The sequence below is a fragment of the Enterococcus sp. 125944 genome, from assembly GCF_051909435.1.
Lineage (GTDB): Bacteria > Bacillota > Bacilli > Lactobacillales > Enterococcaceae > Enterococcus_D > Enterococcus_D gallinarum.
Genome location: NZ_JBQASY010000005.1, coordinates 186410 through 208977, shown reverse-complemented (window position 1 = coordinate 208977; position 22568 = coordinate 186410). Strand labels below are relative to the sequence as shown.

Below are 22568 nucleotides of genomic sequence, written 5' to 3'. Positions count from 1 at the left end.
CTCTTCGGGTTTTCGGTCTGTACTGAAATCAAGGTATTATTGGGAATCCCAGCTTAAATCATAGATACCGTAAGGGATTTTATTCTTTATTTAAAACTTTGCAACAGAACCGGAAATAATTCCCGACTTGGTTCCATTGACCTCTGATGGATTGCAGGAAAAAGTTTTTGCTGAAACCAATGGTCAAGGGGTAGACCTGTGTATTATTGCCGCGCCGGCACCACAGGCACAAGAAGCAAGTTTCAGTTATATGGCGACAAACGGTCGCTGTCTCTTCTTTGGCGGCTTGCCAAAGGAGAAAGAGTAAGTCAAATTGAACACGAACATTCTTCATTACAAACAATTACGCGTTTTTGGTTGTACTCGTGCCAGCTTGGCAGGCTATCGAACATCCGCACAGCTAGTTGCTAGTGGCAGAATTCCGTTGAAAAAATTGATTACAAAATGTTACACAATCAATGAGTTTCCTCAGGCGCTTGAAAATGCTGTCAATGCAGTAGGTTTGAAAAATGTCATTGTCTTTGACGAATCATTTTAGTTTGATTGCTTCCATTTTCAGTTTCTTTTATAATGAAACAAAACACAAAAAGGTGATAGAAGATGGATGATCAATTGTACGCAGAGGAAAGAAAACAATCAATCGTTAAAATAGTCAATGAGAAAAACCGGATGCAAGTTGCTGAGTTGGCGGAACTTTTCAATGTGACGGGTTCAACGATCCGCAATGATTTACGAGAACTTGAGAATGAGGGGTTAGTCACTCGAACCCACGGTGGCGTGATTAAACGTGAATTTCAACGAAGTGTTGAGACGATCCCCAAAAATCGGGCCTTTACCAATGAAAAATACCGCATCGCTGAACGTGCGGTCCGATTGATCGAAGAAAATGATATTTTGGCGATTGATACAGGAACATCTTGCCGTGCGTTTGCAGAAAAATTGATCAACAGTCCACTGAAGCATTTGACGATTTTGACCTATGATTTGGAGATTGCCTTATTGATAAGTGAGAAAACCAATTATCAAGTGCAAGTCATTGGCGGTACCATTCGAAATGGCTATCCCTATGTTTCAGGCAGTTCTGTGGCATTGGGATTAGCGGGTTTTTCCGTGGATAAAGTGATTCTAGGCACCACTTCTTTTGACAAGAATTATGGGCATTCAACTCCTAATTACGAAACGGCTGAAATGAAGAAAAGCCTGATCAATATTAGTCGGATCAAAATTGTTCTATGTGAATCCAGCAAGATCAATCAGCGGAGTTTCAAGCAATTTGCTGCACCAGATGAATGTGATTATTTGATTACAGATTCTCATATCACACAAGAGCAGAAAGCTGAACTGGATGGCTTGCGTGTCAACTTGTTGATTGCTTAGGAAAACATATCTAGATATCTGGGTAACGAATTTTGTGAAAGAGCCATCTAAGAGACAGGCCTGAAAGGGAACGAAACATTCCGCTATTCCCTTGAGAGCACGTTTATGTCTTAGTGGCCTTTCCAAACAATTCGATGATTCATTCCAGCAAAAACCACGTCCGAGTGTTTCTAGGACGTGGTTTTCTTTTGATCGGATAATTTTTCTAAAATTGTTTCGGCAACGGCTTGCGGAATGCCCGCTTGCTGGATCTCTGCCACGGAAGCTGCTTGAATGTTTTTAAGCGATTTGAAGGTTTTCATCAGCTGTTGCTTACGTTTTGGTCCTAAACCAGGAATTTCATCCAATCTTGAAGAGAAACTGTTCTTGCTGCGCAATTGTCTGTGGAAAGTAATGGCAAACCGATGAACTTCATCTTGGATTCTTTGCAGCAAAAAGAATTCGACTGAATTTCGTTCGAGCTGAATCGGCTGCAGATCATCGCCAAACAGTAACTCGCTGGTTTTATGTTTATTGTTTTTGACAAGACCAGCTACTGGAATATCTAATCCTAACTGGTTATGCAAGACATCTTGTGCGGCGCCTACTTGACCTTTGCCACCATCGATGACGATCAAGTCAGGAAATGGCAATTTCTCTTTCAAAACTCGCGAGTAGCGCCGGTAGATCACTTCCTGCATCGAGCCATAATCATCACCGCCTTGTGCGGTTTTGATTTTGTATTTTCGGTAATCATCTTTTGAAGGCTTGCCGTCCACAAAGACGACCATTGCAGAAACTGGATCGGTTCCCATAATGTGAGAGTTGTCAAACGCCTCGATGCGATAAGGGGCCGAAATGCCCATGGCTTCACCTAATTTTTCCACCGCCCCGATGGTTCGTTCTTCTGTCCGCTCGATGAGAGCAAACTTCTGATCCAATGCGATTTGCGCGTTTTTATTGGCTAAGTCGACCAATTTTTTCTTGTCACCTCGTTGTGGCTGCAAGACTTTCGTTTTTAGCAGCACTTCTAGAGGTTCCCGTTCAATCGTTTGGGGGACAAAAATTTCTTTTGGGATGAAGTGCTCGTTCTTTTGGTAGAATTGACCGATGAATGTCAAAAAGTCTTCTTCCGCTTCGTTGTAAAAAGGAAACAAGGAGACTTCCCGCTCAATCAATTTTCCTTGGCGGATAAAGAACACTTGGACACACATCCAGCCTTTGTCCACACTGTAACCGAAGACGTCGCGATCAAGCAGATCGGTCAAAGTCATCTTTTGACGCGTCATAACGGTATCGATGGCTTGGATTTGATCGCGCAGTTCCGCAGCACGTTCAAATTCAAGGGATTCAATCGCTTCGCCCATTTTTTCCTTTAGTTCTTTTTGGATCTCAACATGGCCACCGTGGAAAAAGTGTTTGACTTGATCAACGATTTTTCGGTATTCCTTGGGATCCATGTGATGAACGTAAGGACAGACGCACTGTCCCAAATGATAGTAGAGACAAGGGCGTTTTTGCGATGCACCACATTTGCGTAATGGAAACAAGCGGTCCAAGATCCGTTTTGTTTCATTCGCTGCTCGGGCATCCGGATAAGGACCGAAGTAAAGCGCACCATCTTTCAACACTTTGCGGGTGATGATCAATTTAGGATAGCGTTCATTCGTAACTTTGATAAATGGATAGGACTTGTCGTCCTTCAACATAATATTGTATTTTGGTTTGTTTTTTTGAATGAGATTGATTTCTAACAAAAGCGCTTCAGTATTGGATTCAGTGACGACATATTCAAAGTCGGCGATCTCCTGAACTAAGCGTTCCGTTTTCGTGTCATGACTTCCTGTAAAATAGGAACGTACACGATTTTTTAAAATCTTCGCCTTACCTACATAGATGATCGTACCATTTTTGTCTTTCATCAAGTAACAACCAGGTTGATCGGGTAAGAGAGCTAATTTGTTTTTGATCTGTTCCTTCATTTCAGGGTCCTTTCTAGGTGGTCGTTCACATCTGTTTTACTTTATAGGGGAACGTCAGAGCCCCTATTATTCTATCACAAAATAATTAAGAAACAATGAATGAGTTTTTTTACCAAAAAAATCAGTTCAATCGTAAGAAAAGATTAAGAAGTTGCCTGATGGCATCAAGAGACACCGATTATTCCTCCTGCCATTGTCGGATAAAAGAAGCACAAGCAGCAAATTCTTTATAGGAATCGCGGGTCCGTTTGACCAAATAAAATTGGCGGCGATAACGCTCGCCTAAATCTTCATGGGGGACATCTCCAGCAGCTCGTGCAGAAATGATTGAACAGCCGAAGCCTTTTTTCAACAATGCAACGATCATCTCATTATTGGCGATTTGTAAAATAGGCGTCTGGATATTTTGCTCTTCTAGATAGCGTTTCATATAATAATAAACCCCAGAACTTTGTTCTCGCACAAGCCACGGTCCGACTGCCGGATCGCCAGCCAATACTAGCTGGTCACTCATCAATGGGTATCGCTCCACGGTAGCAGCGGATAAGGGCTTTTCAATGATCCCTAGGTCAAGCTCGTGTTGCTCTACCGCATGCAGGACAGCGGCAGAGTTCATCATCTCTACTTGAAATTGGATGTGGGGAAAGCGAGTGTATAAGCGCATCAGCAAATCCGGCAGCAAATAGATCGCAAAAGTATGGGAAACACCTATCCGGCATGGAACCAACTGTTGCGTACCTTGTTGGATCTCTTGATAGAGATGCTGCCAATCGTCCAATAAATTCAGCCCTCTTTGATAAAGCAGGTGAGCTTGTGGGGTTGCTGAAATGTTCATGCGGCCATTTCGAATGAAAAGTTGGGTATTCAATTCTTCTTCTAATTGTTTGATATGGGCGGAGACGGTAGGTTGAGACACGAACAGCAACTCAGCGGCTTTCGAGAAATTCTGTGTTTCGTAAACGATTTTGAACGTTTCTAGTTTTTCCAGCAGTGTAATCACTTCCATTATAAAATCCTATTAAAACTATTATATCAATAAATGTTATAGATGAAAAATGCTGTGTATAATATAAGGCAGTATGAAAGGATGGACAAGAATGAATGTTGAAAAAATCAAACCCGTCAATCTGCAGCCATTTTTACCTGGCTTGTTGTTATCATTTATTGTAGCGGCTGTAGCGAAAGTCTTGGCTCTTTGGCTGCCGCAATTAGGAGGAGCGACTTTGGCGATTTTATTAGGGATCGTTCTAGGCAATACGTTCTTCAATCAAAAACAGTATGCGCAAGGAACGAAATTTGCAGAAAGTCGGCTTTTAGAATATTCGGTTGTATTGCTAGGATTTACTGTTACCTTTCAAACGATCAGTGAGATGGGGATTCGTGGTTTTGTTTTCATCGTATTGATGATGACGATCGTTATTACTGCGGCTTACTTGATTGGCAAGAAGTTGGGATTCAATCAAAAAATGAGTTTGATGATGGCAGGAGGCAATGCGGTCTGCGGTTCTTCTGCGATTGGCGCGATTGCACCAGCCATCCAAGCCGATGATGAAGAAAAAGGGCAGATCATCACACTCGTCAATTTGTTAGGAACAGTGATGATGTTGACTTTGCCGTTTCTTGGTCTGGCGTTGTTTGGTTCGGATGTTTTACAAAAAAGCGCACTGTTGGGAGGAACGCTACAATCCGTAGGGCAAGTCGTAGCGGGTGCCAGCTTACTTGATGCAGAGATTGTCAAATATGCCATGCTGTTTAAGATCGCTCGGATCATTTTATTGGTCGTGGTGGTTTTGATTTTCGAACGAATGGTGTCGCAACAAAATCAATCCGCATCCGTCGTAAAACAAAAACGATCGTTGCGTATTCCTTGGTATGTTTTAGGTTTTTTGCTGATTTGTATCTTGAACAGCTTCGTTGCATTGCCAAGTTGGTTGAATGATGCTGCACATTTCATCAGTACCTGGTTTGAGACCATCGCCCTTGCAGCAATCGGCTTGCGCTTAGACTTCCGTAAATTCATGAAAGAAGGACCTAAGTTCCTTTTCTATGGACTTTCAGTCGGTTTGGTTCAAACAATTGCAGCGCTCAGCTTGATCTGGTTGCTGAAAATCTAATACAGGATAAGAAAGAGGCTGGGACAGAAGTATTAAACTCCGAGAAATAAGGAGGAATACACGGAAATTACTTTTCAAATTTGGGGGTATTTCGACTTATTTCCGAAGGAGTTGCTTCGCCTCTCACCGTTTAGACGTGTTTAGAGCGTGGAACAAAAGTGTTTTTTACTTTTGTTCCACGCTCTATTTTTGTTGAACGCTCTAAAGCATGGCTTGCAAACTTTTTTCAGCGATTTGTTCAATCGGTAGTAGACCGTACTCTTGGCTACTAAGCAAAAGAATCGGGGTGTGTGGTACGGCTTCTTGTAGTTCTTTTAATGCAAATTGAGCTTCAGGAGTCAGGAGGATCAAATCAGCAGCTGGCGCTTTTTCTGCGACTTTTGACAAGCTGTACATCTCTACCGCAATCGGCTGCCTTTGAACAGTAAAATATTTCTGTAATTTTAACTGCAGACGTTGTGTTTGCAGTTCTCCCTCGGTTATCCAGCTGCTGACACTAAAAATCATGATCTGTTTCTCAGATGAGGACAGCTTGTCTGTTTGGATAGTGGACGGAGTTGCTGGTACTTTTTCCATCGTTTTCCCTCTTTTCTTTTTTGAGAATAAGGAAGCAAAAAAAGTTGGTTTTGTATTGCCTAAAAGAGCATCGGTTGAAATATGGAACAACTGACTTAGCTTGACTAACATATCCAAATCCGGATAACTGATATTTCGCTCCCATTTAGAAATCGTTTGCGGCGTGACATTCAATTGATTAGCCACCTCTTTTTGGGTCATCCTTTTTGCTTTGCGCAACTTTTTGATATTTTCTCCAATCTCTACCATCAGAGTAGCCTCCTTTGATTGATAGGTGCAAGAAATGAATCGTTGAATCAGGAAATAAAGAACGCAACGATTCGTTGAATTGCTGATATATTCGCATTTTTCGTCATTTGTAAGGGGAACTAGCTGATTAAAATGACATGAAAAATTTGTAGTCTAAACCGCTTTCTTCTGCTATGATAATCGAAAAAAGGAGAAAAGGAAATGGTGAGTTCTTGGGTTGAAGGCAAAGAAGGAGTAGCGGAGCATCTAGTCTATCTAAACAAAGAAGGCAAAGAGCTGCAGAAATTGTTGGCGGGAGAAAAGAACGCCATCATCCGTGGGGCAGCAGGGCGCAAATCTCCGTTAGGTGGACGCGCAAAAGTTGGCGACCGTGTCTACTTCGTGGAAACAGGTGGCGATCTTTTAGTTACTCATCGTGGCATGATTGAGAACGTGATTGAAACGGAGAAAATGACACCTGAAGAATCACAACAATTTGTTGAGCAGCACCAATCAGAATTAAATTTATCCAAAAAACAAATGGAGCGTTGGGCAGGAAAGAAATTTTTGGCCATTTATCGAATTGCTGAACTGGAAGCGATTGAACCTTTTACGTATCAACGAGGGAAGAACATGGATGACTGGGTAATCACTTCTAGTATAGAGGAAATCAAATAAGAAACCTTAATAAAGCGACCACCTGAAAGAACAGTCTTTTAGGTAGTCGCTTTTACTTTTGGGATAGTAGCAAGACTTCTGTTAAAGTTCTTCACCGTTCGTAGCGATGACCCGTTGATACCAAGCAAAGGAATCTTTTTTCAAGCGTTGCAGACTTCCGTTGCCAGCATTGTCTTTATCAACATAGATCATGCCGTAGCGTTTCTCCATTTCTCCGCTGCCGAAACTGACGATATCGATGATTCCCCAAGGAGTATAACCTAAGACGGGTACACCATCTTCTATTACTGCTTTCTCCAGTTGTTCGATGTGCTGACGTAAATAAGAGATACGGTAGGGATCATGGATCGTGTTTTCTTCTGTTAATTGATCATAGGCACCAAAGCCATTCTCTACGATAAAGAGCGGCAAGTCATAACGTTGATAGATCGTGTTTAAAACATAGCGAAGTCCTACGGGATCAATTGGCCATCCCCAATCCGTCGCGGTGATATAGGGATTACGGACGATTTTTGCGTGAGGGATATCGTCGGTCGGTTGGCCTTCGACAGTTTCCAATGTCGTGATCGTTCCTGACATATAATAGCTGAAACCAATATAATCAACAGTCCCTGCCTTTAGTAAAGCCTTCTCTTCCTCACTGATTTGGATTTTGATCCCTTTTTGCTGCCAGTAAGTTTGTGCATAGGTCGGAATCTTTCCTCTGACGTGGATGTCACTATAGAAGTAACGACGTTCATTGGCTTTGACCGAAGCCATCAAATCTTCTGGTGCACAGGAATAAGGATAGATTGGGACATAAGCCATCATACAGCCGATTTGAAAGTCTGGATTGATTTTTTTCCCCTCAATGACTGCCGCCGCACTAGCGATCAGTTCGTTGACACCCGCTTGAAAGACCAGTTCTTCTTTCTTGCTTTCTTCTTCGATGATCATGGCGGAGTTTGTCCAGACATGTAATGGTTCCTGTCCGTCTGCTTGATTATTGATTTCATTGAATGTCATCCAGTAGGTGACTTTATCTTTGTAGCGTTCAAAAACGCAGGTTGCGAATTTAACGAAGAGGGGAATCACGGCTTTATTGACAAAGCCACCGTAGGTTTCATAAATCGCATAAGGCATTTCAAAATGAGACAGTGTAATGATTGGTTCGATCCCATTGTTTAATAGTTCGTCAAAAAGGTCATCATAATATTGCAGGCCTGCTTCATTGGGCTCGTCCTCTTGGCCGGTTGGAAAAATACGGCTCCAGGAGATCGATGTACGCAGACACTTTAAGCCTAACGCTTTGAATAATTGAATATCTTCTTTGTAGCGGTGATAAAAGTCGATCGCTTCGTGATTAGGATAATACACATCTTCTTTGATGCCTCTCGTGATTTCACGAGGAATCCCGTTTCCTCCAGCAGTCATCACATCAGCAATACTCATGCCGCGTCCTGCGACATTCCAAGCCCCTTCTGCTTGATGGGCAGCAATTGCGCCACCCCATAGAAAATCTTTTGGCATTTTGCTGCTCATAATTCTTTCCTCCTAAAAAAGTTACGCTTCGATTTTTTGTGAACGGTTTGAAGCAATCACGAATGGCAAGTAGATCAATACGGAAATCGCCAGACAGACCACACCAACGATTGCAGCTACTGCATTTCCGCCAGTTCCTAGGAATAAGTTGATGATTCCCGGTGTGGTCCAAGGCACACCGATTGCTGGTGTCGGCATGATCGGCCAAATGACTGTTACAAAATAACCAACTAGAATATTGACCATTGGAGTCAATATAAAGGGAATGATCATAATCGGATTCAAGACGATCGGTAACCCGAAGATAATCGGTTCGTTGATCTGAAAGATTCCTGGAACAAGTGACATCTTAGCGATCTCCCGTTGTTCTGGTCGCTTCGAGGCGATGAAAATGGCAATGATCAGCCCTAACGTCATTCCCGTTCCGCCCATATTAGCAAACATGTCGTTCAAAACGCCCCACGTTTCTTTGTAAGGTACATCCCACAAGGAACCGCCTTGATTGATGAAATCCAAGTTGGCTAAATCCTGTTCTGTAAAAATTGCTGAACGAACGGCATTCAATGTATTTGGTCCGTGAATCCCGATGGAGAAGAGCAGTGTTTGTAAGAAAGCTAAAATCAAGACACCAACGACATTTCCTCCTAAATCACGCAACGGACTTTGGATCCCTTTGTAGATCAATTCATTGATGCCCTCTGGCGCAATCATCAGTACTAGGAAATTGATCAATGCGGTAACTGCTACAATGATCACGATAGGAATCATTCCAGAAAACGAACGGGAAACTGCCGGCGGTACCATATCGGGCATTTTGATCTGTAATCGTTTGACTTTGAATAGTTTCGGCAAGAATTCTCCTACCAGACAAGCAACGATCATGGCGACGAATAAGCCTTGTGCGCCTAAATATTGGGTGGAGATGGCATTGACACCGTCAACTGAGAAAGAAGTCGGATATAAAATCATAAACGCAGCTACACTTGTCAAACCAACTAGTGTCGCATCTGCATCAAAGTGTTTTGCTAGCAGTTGGGCAACCAGATAAGCAATGAATACGCTCATGATATTGATGGTTCCGTTAGCAACAGATGCCAGTACTTGCTGGGCACTTTCTAAATTGGGAAAGATTTTTGAGAGTTGAAATAATTGCACGATAAAACTATCGTTGGAAAATAAGATATTGTTGACCAAAATAACTAATGAAGAAGAAATCGTCAACGGGAAAATCAACATAAATGCATCACGAATCGCTGCGACGTGTCGCTGGTTATTCAATCTGGTGGCAATTGGTACCAAGGACCGGTCTAGTAGATCATTAAATTTTTGCATAACAGTAACACCTTTCTCTATTTGATGGACTTATTATAGCGAAAGGTTGCCTGAAAAAGTAAGCGCATTCGTTTTTAGAATCAAATTCTGTGAGGAAGAAATTTATTCCACAGTCGGAACAAGTGGTTACAAAAAACAGAAAGCAGCAAGACAAACGCTTGATTGCAGCCACTAGTCAGAAAACTGCTGCTGTAAAGCGAGTGTTCTGGCTAGGGCGTTCTTCGTTGTCTGGTACTTTCTGTGCTCGTTCATCATTGAGGGGTAGGTTCATCTTGTAAATAACCAATCAGTGTTTCCACGATGGCGATGGCTGGAAGCTGGCTAGTCAGATCGAGGAAGATGTCTTTGCGCTCTTCTTTGACTGCGTATTCGATCGAGTAGTCACATAAATGGGCAAGAGAACTCTCTTTATTTCTCGTAATACAATATTTTTGGGCAATCGCTTTATTAGCTAATCCAGTAATGACTTCGATCAATTCTTTTGTTTCACCAGAAACACTCAAGAAAACCAGAACGTTTTTTTGATCGGCTCGTAAGAAGCTGCGGATCGGGTAAGTCAATTCATCGATGCTGATGCAGAAGTAGCCGATATTTGCGAGCTTGCGGGCGACATACTGTGCAATTGCTCCAGACGCCCCCATCCCCATAAATAAAATACAGTCCGCATCTCGCAGTGTTTGCGCCATCTTCTTGATTTGGTATTCGACATCGGGATGGAAAATCGTCATGTTCAATCCACGGATGCGTTCTTCAAGGGATAACTGTTTTTGATGTTCTTCATAATGGACTTTTTCTAAATGGGTCTTGATATAAAAGCGAAATTCAGGAAAGGAATCGAATCCCACTTTTTGAACAAAACGAAAGACAGAAGTGGAAGAAACATGGGCATCATCTGCAATATCCCGTACTCGCATATAAGGGACTTTTTCTAAATTATTGACAATAAAGCGATAGATCTCTTGTTCGACTGAAGACAATTTGTTTAAGTTCAAATGCTGAAAAACGGCCATAAATGTTCCTCGCTATCCCATAAGAGTATATGACGAGTATACCATGATTTAGCGAGTGAGTTGCTGATGAATCTGATAAACTGCACCAATTAATCCGGCGTCATTTTGCAATTTGGCAGGCAGCACAGGAGCAATCGTTTTTCCCCGCAAATAGTTGATGGCAGCGTGTTGTGTTTCGACAGTTGTTAATGTCTGTTGCAGTCGTTCAAAGAAATATGGGTTGGCACTGATACCACCGCCAATCAAAATGGCTTCTGGATCGAAACAGCTGATCAAATTGATCAACCCGACGGACAAATCTGTCAGGAACTGTTGGGTCACTGTTTCTGCTAATGTTTCTCCCATCTGTGCGCGCTGAAAAATTTCTCGAGCATCTGTCGTCGCTTGAAATCCTGCCAGCTGACCGCCTTTTTGATTGTAGATCCGAACGAGCCCATCAACGACAGCAGCTTTACGATTGATCGAAACTTCCTCACTATTACCTGTAGAAGGCAAGGCGTCGATCACCATCCAGCCAAATTCTCCTGCCATGCCGTGGGCACCGCGATACACTTGATCATTGATTACGATCCCTCCGCCTACACCAGTTCCTAAGACGAGGCAAAGGTAATTGGAGAAGGATTGGGCATTGCCGATCCATTTCTCTGCGATGGCGGCTGCATTGGCATCATTCTCGACAGAAACTGGTAAACCACAGCATTCTTCTAATGTGGTTTTGAAATTCTCGCCGTACAATGGTTTGATGGCGCCAGCTGTCAGCATCAAACCGTCTTTTTGCACGATGCCCGGCGCACTGATCCCAATCCCGGCGATCGGATAGCGACTTTTAGCTTCATTAATAATTGTGATTAAATTTTGATAGAAAGACTGGGGATCGTAGTTTGTCGGAAGCATATTTTTTTCCAGAATTGCTCCTGTTTCATCAAGAACCCCGTATTTGATCGTTGTGCCGCCAATATCAAATCCTACATACATCGTTATTCCTACTTTCTTCTTTTAATCAGTGTCTTTTCTGCATTGTAGCATGGCACTTGTTGGAATATTTTTCTTTTCGACGGCCAGAAACAAGGGTGGCGTTTGCGTGCTAAGAAAACTGTCAATCAATGATTTCGGCTTTTCCATCTTCTGTTAGTTGCTGCAGGTGGGATAACATCTGTTGAATCACTTCTTCCGAATGCCGTTCCCATGCCCCTAATTCTGCGACGACTTTCAGCGGAGAGGCAGAACGGTAGGAACGGGTCGGATTACCAGGGAATCGCTTATCGGTCAAGTTCGGGTCATTTTCAAAAGGCCCAGTCGGTTCAACCAAATAAATTCTTTCTTGCCCAGTTCCTTTGGCTAATTCGGCTCCCCATTTGGCTGCATCCAATGTTGCGGTGAAGTAAATGTAGTTTGAGATCCGACCGGCTTCAAAGTTGGATTCTTTTTTTGGTTCCAGTAATTCGCCTAATTGTAATGATGCTTTTGTTCCGTGGAAAAAAGGTCCTCGGTCTAATGAATCGTTTGTGTGCTCCATTTGGTTCATCCTTTCTATCATTCATTGTTTTACTTAGCATACAAGAATCCCTCCAGATTGAAAAGCTGTTTGTCTAGTGGTGGAATGGTCACTATGTGATACAATTACCAGATTAATGTGGTAATCAGATATTATTTACTATTATGCGCTGATTCCCTAATATATAGTTAAGGAAGCGCTTCCTGGAGGTGGTCAAATGGATTTGAGTAAAAGAGAGAAAGTGTTGTTGCAATTGCTGCTGACACAAAAAGAGTTCAGACCAGCCGCTTTTTTTCAAGAACAGCTCTATGTTTCTTTAAAAACAGTCTATACAGATTTGGCGAGTCTGGAAGAAAAAATCAAGCCTTACGGGTTGACCATTGCTCGTTTGCCTAGAAGAGGGGTCAAGCTTGAAGGGAATCCCACTGCAAGGGAAAAAGGCTACAAACTCATCGTTACTGAAGGTAAAATCGTTGACGAATATTCTCCTGAATATCGTAAATTGTTTATCTTTGCAAATTATTTCTTCTCGAAAAAGCCAATGCATTACCAAGAATTTGCAGAATATTTCTACGTTAGTTATCAGTCGATCAAAAAAGATGTAGATGAATTATTCGCTTTTTGTCAGAAGAAAAAAGTTCGTGCGTCAATGTCTGCAAAAGGGTTGAAGCTAGAGGAGGAAGAATCTGTTCAACAAGCAACTTTCAAATCTTTTCTTGAAAAACATACAGATTCTGCAAGATTGGATCACTCTGCCATTCAGACATTGTTTGATCCGAAGATCGTTACCTTGACTACAGCACTGATTTCAGAAATATCCTTAACACTTGGTCGCCAACTCAATAGTTATTTTGTGGAATCCTTGACGGTATCGTTGGAAATTTTTCTTTCACGGATTTGTCTAGGAAGACATTTGGAACAGCAAGAGAATTTGGGATTTGAGAAATTAAAACAGATGAAACTGTATATGGTTGCTGTTTCCTTTGCAGAACGGATTGAAAGTGAACTAGCTGTTTCCCTAGCAGAGACAGATATCCAATACATTTGTTCATTGCTTTTAGCTCATGGAATTGAGCCGTATATGCAGATTACGGAAAAAAGAGAAGCCAACGTGATCGAAACAACGGAAGAAATGATCGAGAAGATGTCCCGTTTGCTAGATACTGATTTGACACAAGATAACTTATTGTTGCAAGCACTGCTTTCGCATATTGTCCCTATGATCCATCGTCTGAAAAATGGCATGTTAGTCAAAAATCCTTTGTTGCGATTGATCAAGAAGCAATACTCGACCATGTTTACATTAACGAAATATGCGATTGGCGGACTAGAAAAAAACTTTGCACTCTTCTTGACAGAAGATGAAGTGTCATTTCTAACGATTCATTTTCAACTCGCTTTTGAAAAAATCAAAGTCACAAAGCATGTGCTGATCGTTTGCAGCTCTGGATTAGCCACTTCTGAGCTGATCTTTAACCGGATCAAACAAACGATTTCTGCTACGACAGTTTTAGAGATCATCAGTGCAGAGAAATTAGCCAGTACATCACTAGAATTAGTGGATTTGATCATTTCAACTGTTCCGTTGGAGGAAGTGTCACCCCCTGTTCTCTATGTTTCACCATTACCGACAACTGAAGAAATTGCCATGATTTCGGCAAATCTTTCAAACCTGAATGAAAATGAAAAGAAACTGCATTCATCCAAATACCAATCATCAGAGCTATTGCAGAAATATCTAGATCCGGCATTTTTGTACATTAACCAACCGTTTAACACCAAAAAAGACGTCTTAGATTTTCTTGCAGAGAGTTATTTGAGCCATCATTTAGTCACCAACGATTTTAAGCAGTCACTTTATGCACGAGAAGAATTAGGCAGTACCGGATTAAAGACAGGCGTAGCGATTCCGCATGCCGATCCGCAGACTGTCAAAACAACAAAACTAGCATTTGTTACACTACCTAAAGCCATAAAATGGGGAGATACGGAAGTTCAATTAGTCGTTCTCTTGGCAATCGCTGAAAAAAATATGTCAGAAGCAAAAGAATTGATTGCATCTATTTACGATTTATTCAACTCTCCTGAAGAAATACGATGGGTGGTTAGCAGTAAAAATCGAGAAGAACTTTATCGTAAACTTGTAAAAGGAGGGACCCCGAATGTTTTTTGACCAGCAAATTGCTTTATTAAACAAAGAAGTAGAATCTAAAGAAGCAGCATTTCGGCTACTTACAGAGGAATTTTTAAAGAATGAATGTGTGACAGAGGCGTATCTTGACAACGTGATTAAAAGAGAGGCGGTTTTTCCAACCGGTCTGATGATCAATGGGATTGGCGTGGCGATTCCTCATACAGATAGTCAGTATGTCAAGAGATCGCAAGTTGGCTTTCTTTCATTGACAGATCCATTGCCATTCATTGAAATGGGAACAAGGGACAAAGAAATTTCAGTTTCATTAATCTTTATGTTGGCATTAAAGGAGCCGCACGAACAATTACAAATGCTGCAAAACTTGATCGAAATGTTTCAAAAAAATGGTGTGTTGGAAAAGTTAAGAGACATCCATGATGTTGAGGAATATCGGATGATTTTGCAACAGTATGGATTGGAATAAGGAGGGAATATCATGTTAAATGCGTTACAGTGGTTTGTTGATTTAGGGTCAATCGTTGTACTCCCGATTTTGATATTTATTTTTGGTCTTATTCTGGGAACGAAACCAGGCAAGGCTTTCACATCTGCTTTAACAGTTGGTGTCGGTTTTGTGGGCTTGAATCTAGTGATCGACCTGTTAAGCAATAGCTTAGGACCAGCAGCGCAACAGATGGTTGAGCGATTTGGCTTGAATCTGACGACGATTGATGTTGGCTGGCCGGCAGCAGCTGCGATTTCCTATGGGACGATTCTAGGAAGTCTGGCAATTCCGATCGGTGTTGTGTTAAATGTTGTTTTGATTATTTTTGGCCTGACGAAAACATTGAATGTCGATATCTGGAATATTTGGCATGCGGCGTTCATTTCTTCGTTGGTCTATGCTTTGACTGGCAACTTTGCCATGGGGATCGCTGCAACCGTCATCTATCTAATGATGATTCTTTTGATGGGAGATATTTTAGGACCGATCATTAATAAATTCTATGGTTTCCCGAATATCACTTTCCCACACGGGACCGCTGCTCCAGGATTTGTTTTCGCTTTACCGATGAACTGGTTATTCGATCGTATTCCGGGATTGCGAGACTGGAAAGCTGACCCGGAATCGATTCAAAAACGTTTTGGTGTCTTTGGGGACTCGACAGTTATGGGCTTTCTGATTGGTTTGATCATCGGAATTCTCGCTGGCTATGATGTGGCAGGCACTGGCCAATTAGCAGTTAAAACCGGCGCAGTGATGGTCATTATGCCAAAAATGGTTGCTCTATTAATGGAAGGGCTTACACCTATATCTGAGTCTGCCAATGACTTTGTGAAGAAACGTTTCCCTGGAAGAGAGCTTTACATTGGGATGGATGCGGCGCTTTCTGTCGGACATCCAGCAGTATTATCTTCGTCATTATTACTCGTACCAATTACGATACTTTTAGCGGTTGTTTTGCCAGGAAATACGACATTGCCTTTTGGAGATTTAGCAACGATTCCGTTTCTTGTCTGTTTGATGGCAGCAGTATTTGGCGGAAATATTATCCGGACGGTTATCGCAGGGACAATTTATATGACCAGTATTTTGTATATCACTTCTTGGGTCGCACCATTAGTAACAACAGCTGCTAAGTCTGCCAATTTTGACTTACAAGGAAATTCAACGATCACAGCTCTAGCTGAAGGCGGACTATGGACTACCTGGCTTTATGTCGGTTTGACAAAAGTATTGAGCTGGGGCGGATTAGCGATCATCGGTGCGATTGTTGTCATCGGTTTGATCTATGTTAACAAGGTGTTACCTAAAAAACAAAGCGTCATGTAGGAGGAAGAACAATGAAAAAATTATTGATCATGTGTGGAACCGGAGTAGCGACATCAACGATCGTAACCAATAAAGTCAAAGAATGGCTAAAAGAAAAAGAACTGACGAATGAAGTCAAATTGTATCAATCCAAAGTCGCGGATGAAATGAACAAGATCGACGATTACGACATTGTTGTGAGTACCACGGTAGTCCCTGATTCCATCAAAGACAAAGTCATCATGGGATTGCCTTTATTGACAGGGATCGGTATCGAAGAAATGTATGCAGAAATCGAAAAGAAAATCAGAGAATAAAGGAGTCTTGCAAAATGCTTGTTACCACAAAAGAAATGTTTGACCATGCAGAGGAATTCAACTATGCCATTCCCGCAGCCAACTTTTTTGATCTAGACAGTGCCCGCACCTATGTTGAAACGGCTGCTAGGCTAGGGTGTCCATTGATCTTGGCTTTTGCCCAATCACATATGGATATGCTGAGTTTGGAAGAAGCAGCCCTGATTGGGAAGTATTTGGCTGAAAAAAGCGCCTTCCCCGTAGCGTTGCATTTGGATCATGGTCAAGATGAGGAAGTCATCAAGGAAGCGATTCGTTTAGGCTTCACTTCTGTCATGATCGATGCGTCAGAAGACCCGCTTGAAGAAAATATCCGCCGCTCCAAAGCGATCGCCGATTATGCCCATCAATATGGGGTGGTCGTAGAGGCAGAAATTGGGCATGTCGGCTCTGGCGGCAGTTTGGAAGCAACGGGGCTTTCTGATTCGATTTATACCGACTTCCATGAAGCAGTAAGATTTGCTGAACAAACGAATGTTGATTCGTTAGCCGTTTCGATCGGCACAGCCCATGGGCATTACCGAGGAACGCCTAAAATCAACTTTGATGTACTAAGTGAGATCCATCAAGCCATTACTATTCCGTTAGTCTTACATGGCGGTTCTTCTTCTGGTGATGAAAATCTTGAAAAATGTGCACAAGGCGGGATCCGAAAAATCAACATCTTTACAGATTTCGTTACAGCCGCAATGACCAAGATTCAAGAACAGCAGCCTGCTGACTACTTTGAACTAAAGAAAGCAGCGAATCAAGGAATGGCAGATACGCTAGCACATTACTATCACGTTTTTCATACAAAAACTTGTTAGGAGGATAAGCATGAGGAAAAAGCAGTTACGAGCACCCTTTTTTGTAGTCAATCCCAAAGCCTATTTATACGGAAAAGAATCCCTGGCACTGGCAAAAGCCGCCGATCAATTAGCGGAAAAATATGACGTTGATATCTTGTTCACGGTGCAGCACGCAGATGCCGCAACGATCAAACAAGCTACGAATCATTTGTTCATTACGGTTCAACACATCGATGGCATGACTGTTGGACGGGGAATGGGCTACGTCTTACCTGAATCAGTAGCAAATGTCGGCGTAGCAGCGACATTTCTCAATCATGCAGAACACCCAATGACATTAGATGAACTCGCAAAAGCGATTAATCGGGCAGATGAGTTGGGGCTCATCACGATTGCTTGCGCGAATTCACTGCAAGAAGCTAAAGCAGTGGCAGCTCTGCAGCCTGACATTATGGTTTGTGAACCAACTGAATTGATTGGTACCGGTCAAACGAGCGACGTTTCTTATATGGAAGAAACCAATCAAGCCATCCGTGCCATCAACAAAGAAATCAAGATTTTACAAGCGGCTGGTATTTCGACCGCAGACGATGTGGCAAAAGCACTGCAATCAGGAGCCGACGGAACGGGTGGCACCAGTGGTATCGTCTGCGCGCCAGATCCGCAGAACGTTTTGACAGAAATGATCAAAAAAGTTGCTGAGCTAAGAGATGAGGGGATTAAAAGATGAAATTCGCGAAAGAACAGCTAACATTGACATCAAATGGCAATCGGGTATCTTATCATAATATTACGCAAAAAGTGAAGGACTTTGTAGAGAGAAGCCAAATCAAAAACGGCATCTGTTTAGTCCAATCCCCACACACAACTTGTTCCGTCATTTTCGAGGAATTCATGCATGATACGGATTTTAATGGGGATGAATTTTTACAAGTTGATCTGAATCGCATTTTGGATAAACTAGTGCCTAGAGAACTCTCGGAAAATACAAATTATCGTTACCCTGGACCGAAACATTTGGAATTTCTGATGAGCCTAGATGATCCTAACTATCCGACAGATCCAGCAACGATTTTAAATGGCGATGCCCATATCCGTTCTTCGTTTTTCGGGGCGAGTGAAAGTTTTATTTTACATGAAGGAAAGCTTGAAATTGGTTCTGTAGGGTATATTTATTTCGTGGATTTTGACCAAAACCGAGTTAGGAATCGGACCTGCCATCTTATGTTGATGGGTGAATAAAGCAACTGCTAGTGGCAACTGGGGCAGCAGTATTCTGCAAGGACATGGGAAAAGTTGAACGCTTGAGCCGAAATGCGTTATAATCAATGAGACAATGAAATTTATGGAGGGATCAATTTGATTATTCGCCCAATGACAGCTAGTGATTGTTGATCAATTGATCAAGCGTTTCTTGCACAACAATGGCCTAGTCGTCAAGCTACATTAGAGAGATATCTTCAAGAACAGAGCCGCGGACTGCGACAGGTCTTTGTCGCGGAAGACTCGGGACAGATTGCAGGCTATGCGACATTGATTCCCCACGCAAAAGCCGGTCCTTTTAAAAAGAATGGCTATCCGGAGATCACCGATCTAAATGTCTTTCAAAACTTTCAGCGGCAAGGAATCGGCGCTAAGCTGCTCCAAGCTGCAGAAGAACAAGCCAAAACATTTTCGTCTGTGATCACCATTGGTGTGGGGCTTCATTCTGGTTATGGCACTGCACAGCGACTGTATTTAAAAAATGGCTACTTACCTGACGGATCAGGGGTCTGGTTTGAGAATCAAGTCTTGGCAATGGGTGCTGCTTGTTACAATAATGACGATCTTGTGCTTTATCTTTCTAAGTCCTTTTGACAAGCAACCAGCGTGTTATTTCTATCTAACAGGTATAATCTACAGAAAATACGATGAACGTCAATGCTAGGAGCATACTAGCCTTGACGTTTTTTTCTACGACCAAACAAGCTTCGACGTATCTCGGTCCTGCTAGATATTTTAGGAAGAATGGTATGACCCGCATATTTGTTCGCCAAAAACAGCGTTCTTTCCTTTGATTAGAAAGGAAGAACGCTGTCTAGATTCTGTTCCATATTCAAAAAAATCAGTAACACTTCTCGCAGGGGGTCAATCCTTTGCTTAAAGCTTCGGACAACGTAGCTGGGAAATAAGTACCATTGCCGCATTTATGGGTGTGATACTTCTTCCCTGTACGGGTGATCATGACATATTCTTCTGCTTGATTGCTTGTGGTTTGATTTGACTGGCTGGCTTGGTTTGCCTGCTGTTCCGCAGCGGCGGCTGCTTGCCGTTCTTGTTCGGCTTTAGCAAGCTGCCGTTCTTGTTCTTCACGAATCGATTGGCGAACAGCTTCAGCTCGCTGCGTCAATCCATCATCTGCTGAGGGAAGCTTGGCAATCGCAGAAGTTGCACTAGCTAAGTTTGCTTCAGTCGGCTCTGCTTCGGCTTTTTCAACAGCTTTGGTCGCTTGTGCTTGCAATTTCGCTTGTGTTTCTTTCTCTTCAACTTTTGTTTGTAAAGAAGCCAGTCGATCTTCAAATTCAGTTTTCGTCAAACTTGTTGCTGCAACAAGCTTGGCAGCTGCCTCAAGGTCTGTTCTGCTTAGACTTTGTTCCGCTTTTTCTAACGCGCTGGCGATCTGCAGATGATCTTGGAGGACGGCCAAACGTTGATCATAATCGTCATATGTTTTGCTGAGAGAATGAACCAATGTTGCTGCTTCATCATAATTTTTTTGTGTTGGTTTAGATTCTGCCAACGCTAGTGCAGTTTCGACCCGTTTAATCAGTTCTTTCTCCGCTTTTTCTGCTTCTAAATAAGCCACAAATTCTTTGGAAGGTTTGATCAAGACTTCCTGTTCTTTTTTCTGATCATTTAAGGCAGCTTTTACCACAACTTGTTGCTCAGTGGCATCATTCAGGTGAACTGTGTAGCTAAAAGAACCTTTGCTGTTTTTGACCGTTTCTCCATTGATCGTTAGGACAGCATCGGCCGTGGCTTCCCCTTCGATAGTCGCTTTTCCTGTTTCATCCGTTTGTATTTCAGGTGAAATAACAGATAGTGTCAAATTGCTCGGAGATAAAATTGCACCAACAAAAAATAGAATAACGCTTCCGCATAAAATAAATCCCAATCTTTTTTTCGGTCGCTTCTTGATGGCAGCGATAATCAACAAAATACCGCTTACAATTACTGCTAAGAAACTGACCAAACTAATCCACATACCCATAACTTTTCTAGTTCCTTTCACTTTTTGATGTCTTTATTATAACATGATTTATATTAAAAACATGAAAAAAATAAGAAAATAAAACTAGATAATAACAATTTGTTTTTACGAATCGTTCTTATTTATAGAATCCTTTTTAGGGAGCGCTAGAAAACGGTTCCTTTTAATTGCTATTTTTTTAATACAGATTAAAAAAGTGTATTATTCTTGATAAATAAAAGAAAAGTGCTATTATTAGTCGTGAGATTAATACAGATTTTGAAAAGAGGTAGTACAGTGAGTAAAAAAGGTTCAGAAATTATTGTTGAAAGTTTAGAAAATCATCACGTCCCCTATATTTTTGGGATTCCAGGAGCAAAAATCGATGGTGTCTTCGATACATTAGAAGACCATGGACCACAATTGATCTTAGCCCGGCATGAACAGAATGCTGCATTTATGGCACAAGCCATTGGCCGTTTGACTGGAGAGCCAGGAGTAGTCATTGCTACCAGTGGTCCAGGTGCCAGTAATTTAGCAACGGGATTAGTGACAGCGACAGCTGAAGGAGATCCAGTTCTGGCATTGGCTGGGCAAGTGAAACGTTCTGATTTATCGAAACTGACCCATCAAAGTATGAATAACGCTGCTCTCTTTAGTCCAATAACCAAATACAGCACGGAGATCCAAGATCCCGAAACATTATCTGAAAATATCGCAAATGCATTTCGAATCGCTAAAACCGCAAAAAAAGGTGCCAGTTTTCTGTCGATACCACAAGATGTAACGGATGGCCAAGTCGAAGGAAGTGCCATCAAGCCATTATCAGCGCCAAAATTAGGACAAGCGAATCCAGAGGATATCGAGGATCTCGTTGAACGCATCAAGGAAGCAAAACTACCGGTTTTATTACTAGGCATGCGGGCTTCTGCTGAAAGCGAGACGGAAGCCATTCGTCATTTGATAGCGAAAACGGGATTACCAGTCGTGGAAACTTTTCAAGGAGCAGGAATCATTTCTCGTGCTTTGGAAGACCATTTCTTTGGCCGTGTGGGCTTGTTCCGTAATCAGCCAGGAGACATGCTGCTAAAACGAAGTGATTTAGTGATCGCTGTGGGGTATGATCCGATTGAATATGAAGCGCGCAATTGGAATGCAGAGAAAGACGCACGGATTATTGTGATTGATGAAGTACCGATGGAAATCGATCCATACATGCAGCCTGAAGTAGAGCTGTTAGGCAGCATTGCCAAAATCATTGAGCAAGTGACACAAGCCATCGATCAATATACGTTATCAGCAGATGCACAGAACTATTTAGCTACGTTGCAAGAAAAATTAACCGAAAAGCAAATAGAGGCCCGTGGAACAGAACAAACATTGCATCCATTGGAGATCATTGATACATTGCAGCAAAAAGTGACGGATGAGATGACCGTGACTGTTGATGTCGGCAGTCACTACATTTGGATGGCGCGTCATTTCCGCAGTTATGAACCTCGCCATCTATTGTTTAGTAATGGGATGCAGACATTAGGTGTGGCATTGCCATGGGGAATTGCGGCAGCATTAGTGCGGCCGAATACGCAAATTATTTCCGTATCTGGTGATGGTGGTTTCTTATTCTCTTCACAAGAATTAGAAACGGCTGTTCGCTTAAAACAGAACATCATTCATCTTATCTGGAATGATGGCACCTACAATATGGTGAAATTTCAGGAAGAAATGAAATATGATCGTGCTTCAGGTGTTCAATTTGGTCCTGTAGACTTTGTCAAATACGCGGAAGCCTTTGGGGCAAAGGGATTACGTGCCACAACAAAACAAGAATTGACAGCCGCGATCGAAGAAGGGTTTGCAACTGATGGACCAGTCGTCATTGATATCCCGGTCGATTATTCCGATAATGCCGAATTAGGCAAGACGATTTTGCCGGATCAATTTTACTAAGAG

General features: G+C 42.2%; 23 protein-coding genes. 14 read left to right on the top strand and 9 right to left on the bottom strand.

The features are described 5' to 3' along the window. Nucleotides 1-127: 127 nt before the first annotated feature. From ACTFWY_RS06880 to ACTFWY_RS06870, 3 genes are all read left to right on the top strand, one after another. Nucleotides 128-307: a hypothetical protein gene (locus ACTFWY_RS06880; protein ID WP_257007634.1), complete on the top strand. Its 180-nt coding sequence runs from the start codon at nucleotides 128-130 to the stop codon at nucleotides 305-307. 6 nt (nucleotides 308-313) lie between these two features. Further along, nucleotides 314-538 carry a hypothetical protein gene (locus ACTFWY_RS06875; protein WP_231455762.1) on the top strand — a complete coding sequence of 75 codons (225 nt, stop codon included), beginning with the start codon at nucleotides 314-316 and terminating at the stop codon, nucleotides 536-538. Nucleotides 539-600: 62 nt separating this feature from the next. Next, nucleotides 601-1377, top strand: a complete 777-nt coding sequence (locus ACTFWY_RS06870; protein ID WP_021150671.1) for a DeoR/GlpR family DNA-binding transcription regulator — start codon at nucleotides 601-603, stop codon at nucleotides 1375-1377. A gap of 170 nt (nucleotides 1378-1547) precedes the next feature. Here the strand turns inward: ACTFWY_RS06870 and uvrC are convergent, their stop codons facing one another. Both uvrC and ACTFWY_RS06860 read right to left on the bottom strand, forming a co-directional pair. Next, entirely contained in the window at nucleotides 1548-3338 is a 1791-nt protein-coding gene (gene uvrC / locus ACTFWY_RS06865; protein WP_003127892.1) for an excinuclease ABC subunit UvrC, read from the bottom strand. Between the two features lie 178 nt (nucleotides 3339-3516). After that, nucleotides 3517-4344 (bottom strand): LysR family transcriptional regulator, encoded by an 828-nt coding sequence (locus tag ACTFWY_RS06860; protein WP_003127893.1) that lies wholly within the window; start codon nucleotides 4342-4344, stop codon nucleotides 3517-3519. A gap of 91 nt (nucleotides 4345-4435) precedes the next feature. Here ACTFWY_RS06860 and ACTFWY_RS06855 point away from each other — a divergent pair, with 91 nt between their 5' ends. Then, a complete protein-coding gene (locus ACTFWY_RS06855) occupies nucleotides 4436-5452 on the top strand; it encodes a YeiH family protein (RefSeq protein WP_005469953.1) in 1017 nt (338 codons plus the stop codon). A gap of 201 nt (nucleotides 5453-5653) precedes the next feature. On the opposite strand, the gene ACTFWY_RS06850 is transcribed toward ACTFWY_RS06855, so the two are convergent. Beyond that, the gene (locus ACTFWY_RS06850; protein WP_003127896.1) at nucleotides 5654-6277 is read right to left on the bottom strand and encodes a helix-turn-helix domain-containing protein; all 624 of its coding nucleotides are present in this window, start codon (nucleotides 6275-6277) and stop codon (nucleotides 5654-5656) included. A gap of 201 nt (nucleotides 6278-6478) precedes the next feature. Here ACTFWY_RS06850 and ACTFWY_RS06845 point away from each other — a divergent pair, with 201 nt between their 5' ends. Then, nucleotides 6479-6934 (top strand): hypothetical protein, encoded by a 456-nt coding sequence (locus tag ACTFWY_RS06845; protein ID WP_021150666.1) that lies wholly within the window; start codon nucleotides 6479-6481, stop codon nucleotides 6932-6934. Nucleotides 6935-7015: 81 nt separating this feature from the next. Here the strand turns inward: ACTFWY_RS06845 and ACTFWY_RS06840 are convergent, their stop codons facing one another. The 5 genes from ACTFWY_RS06840 to arr form a co-directional block, all read right to left on the bottom strand. Further along, nucleotides 7016-8455 (bottom strand): 6-phospho-beta-glucosidase, encoded by a 1440-nt coding sequence (locus ACTFWY_RS06840; protein ID WP_003127898.1) that lies wholly within the window; start codon nucleotides 8453-8455, stop codon nucleotides 7016-7018. Nucleotides 8456-8476: 21 nt separating this feature from the next. Further along, entirely contained in the window at nucleotides 8477-9787 is a 1311-nt protein-coding gene (locus tag ACTFWY_RS06835) for a PTS sugar transporter subunit IIC (RefSeq protein WP_003127899.1), read from the bottom strand. Between the two features lie 251 nt (nucleotides 9788-10038). Continuing rightward, entirely contained in the window at nucleotides 10039-10797 is a 759-nt protein-coding gene (locus tag ACTFWY_RS06830) for a MurR/RpiR family transcriptional regulator (RefSeq protein ID WP_003127900.1), read from the bottom strand. Nucleotides 10798-10845: 48 nt separating this feature from the next. After that, nucleotides 10846-11772 carry an ROK family protein gene (locus ACTFWY_RS06825; protein WP_003127901.1) on the bottom strand — a complete coding sequence of 309 codons (927 nt, stop codon included), beginning with the start codon at nucleotides 11770-11772 and terminating at the stop codon, nucleotides 10846-10848. 121 nt (nucleotides 11773-11893) lie between these two features. After that, a complete protein-coding gene (gene arr, locus ACTFWY_RS06820) occupies nucleotides 11894-12313 on the bottom strand; it encodes an NAD(+)--rifampin ADP-ribosyltransferase (protein WP_003127902.1) in 420 nt (139 codons plus the stop codon). A 196-nt stretch (nucleotides 12314-12509) separates the two neighbouring features. Here arr and ACTFWY_RS06815 point away from each other — a divergent pair, with 196 nt between their 5' ends. The 8 genes from ACTFWY_RS06815 to ACTFWY_RS06780 all read left to right on the top strand — a co-directional run bounded on the left by ACTFWY_RS06815 (nucleotide 12510) and on the right by ACTFWY_RS06780 (nucleotide 19243). Further along, entirely contained in the window at nucleotides 12510-14465 is a 1956-nt protein-coding gene (locus ACTFWY_RS06815; protein WP_096710870.1) for a BglG family transcription antiterminator, read from the top strand. Beyond that, nucleotides 14455-14910, top strand: coding sequence for a PTS sugar transporter subunit IIA (locus tag ACTFWY_RS06810; protein WP_003127904.1), 456 nt, complete (start codon nucleotides 14455-14457; stop codon nucleotides 14908-14910). Before ACTFWY_RS06815 ends, ACTFWY_RS06810 begins: the two co-directional genes overlap by 11 nt. A 12-nt stretch (nucleotides 14911-14922) precedes the next feature. Further along, nucleotides 14923-16260, top strand: coding sequence for a PTS galactitol transporter subunit IIC (locus tag ACTFWY_RS06805; RefSeq protein WP_003127905.1), 1338 nt, complete (start codon nucleotides 14923-14925; stop codon nucleotides 16258-16260). An 11-nt stretch (nucleotides 16261-16271) separates the two neighbouring features. Continuing rightward, a complete protein-coding gene (locus tag ACTFWY_RS06800; RefSeq protein WP_029486244.1) occupies nucleotides 16272-16556 on the top strand; it encodes a PTS sugar transporter subunit IIB in 285 nt (94 codons plus the stop codon). 14 nt (nucleotides 16557-16570) lie between these two features. Beyond that, on the top strand, nucleotides 16571-17404 hold the full coding sequence (locus tag ACTFWY_RS06795; RefSeq protein WP_003127908.1) for a class II fructose-bisphosphate aldolase: 834 nt from the start codon (nucleotides 16571-16573) through the stop codon (nucleotides 17402-17404). 10 nt (nucleotides 17405-17414) lie between these two features. Further along, on the top strand, nucleotides 17415-18116 hold the full coding sequence (locus tag ACTFWY_RS06790; RefSeq protein WP_003127909.1) for a triose-phosphate isomerase: 702 nt from the start codon (nucleotides 17415-17417) through the stop codon (nucleotides 18114-18116). Continuing rightward, entirely contained in the window at nucleotides 18113-18628 is a 516-nt protein-coding gene (locus tag ACTFWY_RS06785) for a YjbQ family protein (protein WP_005469964.1), read from the top strand. The genes ACTFWY_RS06790 and ACTFWY_RS06785 overlap by 4 nt, the downstream gene beginning before the upstream one ends. 156 nt (nucleotides 18629-18784) lie before the next feature. Further along, nucleotides 18785-19243 carry a GNAT family N-acetyltransferase gene (locus tag ACTFWY_RS06780; RefSeq protein WP_096710871.1) on the top strand — a complete coding sequence of 153 codons (459 nt, stop codon included), beginning with the start codon at nucleotides 18785-18787 and terminating at the stop codon, nucleotides 19241-19243. A 247-nt stretch (nucleotides 19244-19490) separates the two neighbouring features. Here ACTFWY_RS06780 and ACTFWY_RS06775 read toward each other — a convergent pair whose 3' ends face one another. Further along, nucleotides 19491-20636 (bottom strand): hypothetical protein, encoded by a 1146-nt coding sequence (locus ACTFWY_RS06775; protein ID WP_005469968.1) that lies wholly within the window; start codon nucleotides 20634-20636, stop codon nucleotides 19491-19493. A 276-nt stretch (nucleotides 20637-20912) separates the two neighbouring features. Between ACTFWY_RS06775 and alsS the strand changes: the two genes are divergently transcribed. Then, the gene (gene alsS, locus ACTFWY_RS06770) at nucleotides 20913-22565 is read left to right on the top strand and encodes an acetolactate synthase AlsS (RefSeq protein WP_005469970.1); all 1653 of its coding nucleotides are present in this window, start codon (nucleotides 20913-20915) and stop codon (nucleotides 22563-22565) included. The last annotated feature ends 3 nt before the right edge of the window (nucleotides 22566-22568 follow it).

Coding starts and splice junctions, on each gene's coding strand:
- ACTFWY_RS06870 (WP_021150671.1), top strand. CDS start 601: ATGGATGATCAATTGTACGCAGAGGAAAGAAAACAATCAATCGTTAAA.
- ACTFWY_RS06835 (WP_003127899.1), bottom strand. CDS start 9,787: ATGCAAAAATTTAATGATCTACTAGACCGGTCCTTGGTACCAATTGCC.
- ACTFWY_RS06785 (WP_005469964.1), top strand. CDS start 18,113: ATGAAATTCGCGAAAGAACAGCTAACATTGACATCAAATGGCAATCGG.
- ACTFWY_RS06850 (WP_003127896.1), bottom strand. CDS start 6,277: ATGGTAGAGATTGGAGAAAATATCAAAAAGTTGCGCAAAGCAAAAAGG.
- ACTFWY_RS06790 (WP_003127909.1), top strand. CDS start 17,415: ATGAGGAAAAAGCAGTTACGAGCACCCTTTTTTGTAGTCAATCCCAAA.
- ACTFWY_RS06810 (WP_003127904.1), top strand. CDS start 14,455: ATGTTTTTTGACCAGCAAATTGCTTTATTAAACAAAGAAGTAGAATCT.
- ACTFWY_RS06825 (WP_003127901.1), bottom strand. CDS start 11,772: ATGTATGTAGGATTTGATATTGGCGGCACAACGATCAAATACGGGGTT.
- ACTFWY_RS06855 (WP_005469953.1), top strand. CDS start 4,436: ATGAATGTTGAAAAAATCAAACCCGTCAATCTGCAGCCATTTTTACCT.
- ACTFWY_RS06805 (WP_003127905.1), top strand. CDS start 14,923: ATGTTAAATGCGTTACAGTGGTTTGTTGATTTAGGGTCAATCGTTGTA.
- ACTFWY_RS06830 (WP_003127900.1), bottom strand. CDS start 10,797: ATGGCCGTTTTTCAGCATTTGAACTTAAACAAATTGTCTTCAGTCGAA.
- ACTFWY_RS06845 (WP_021150666.1), top strand. CDS start 6,479: ATGGTGAGTTCTTGGGTTGAAGGCAAAGAAGGAGTAGCGGAGCATCTA.
- arr (WP_003127902.1), bottom strand. CDS start 12,313: ATGGAGCACACAAACGATTCATTAGACCGAGGACCTTTTTTCCACGGA.
- ACTFWY_RS06815 (WP_096710870.1), top strand. CDS start 12,510: ATGGATTTGAGTAAAAGAGAGAAAGTGTTGTTGCAATTGCTGCTGACA.
- ACTFWY_RS06860 (WP_003127893.1), bottom strand. CDS start 4,344: ATGGAAGTGATTACACTGCTGGAAAAACTAGAAACGTTCAAAATCGTT.
- ACTFWY_RS06795 (WP_003127908.1), top strand. CDS start 16,571: ATGCTTGTTACCACAAAAGAAATGTTTGACCATGCAGAGGAATTCAAC.
- ACTFWY_RS06800 (WP_029486244.1), top strand. CDS start 16,272: ATGAAAAAATTATTGATCATGTGTGGAACCGGAGTAGCGACATCAACG.
- ACTFWY_RS06775 (WP_005469968.1), bottom strand. CDS start 20,636: ATGGGTATGTGGATTAGTTTGGTCAGTTTCTTAGCAGTAATTGTAAGC.
- uvrC (WP_003127892.1), bottom strand. CDS start 3,338: ATGAAGGAACAGATCAAAAACAAATTAGCTCTCTTACCCGATCAACCT.
- ACTFWY_RS06840 (WP_003127898.1), bottom strand. CDS start 8,455: ATGAGCAGCAAAATGCCAAAAGATTTTCTATGGGGTGGCGCAATTGCT.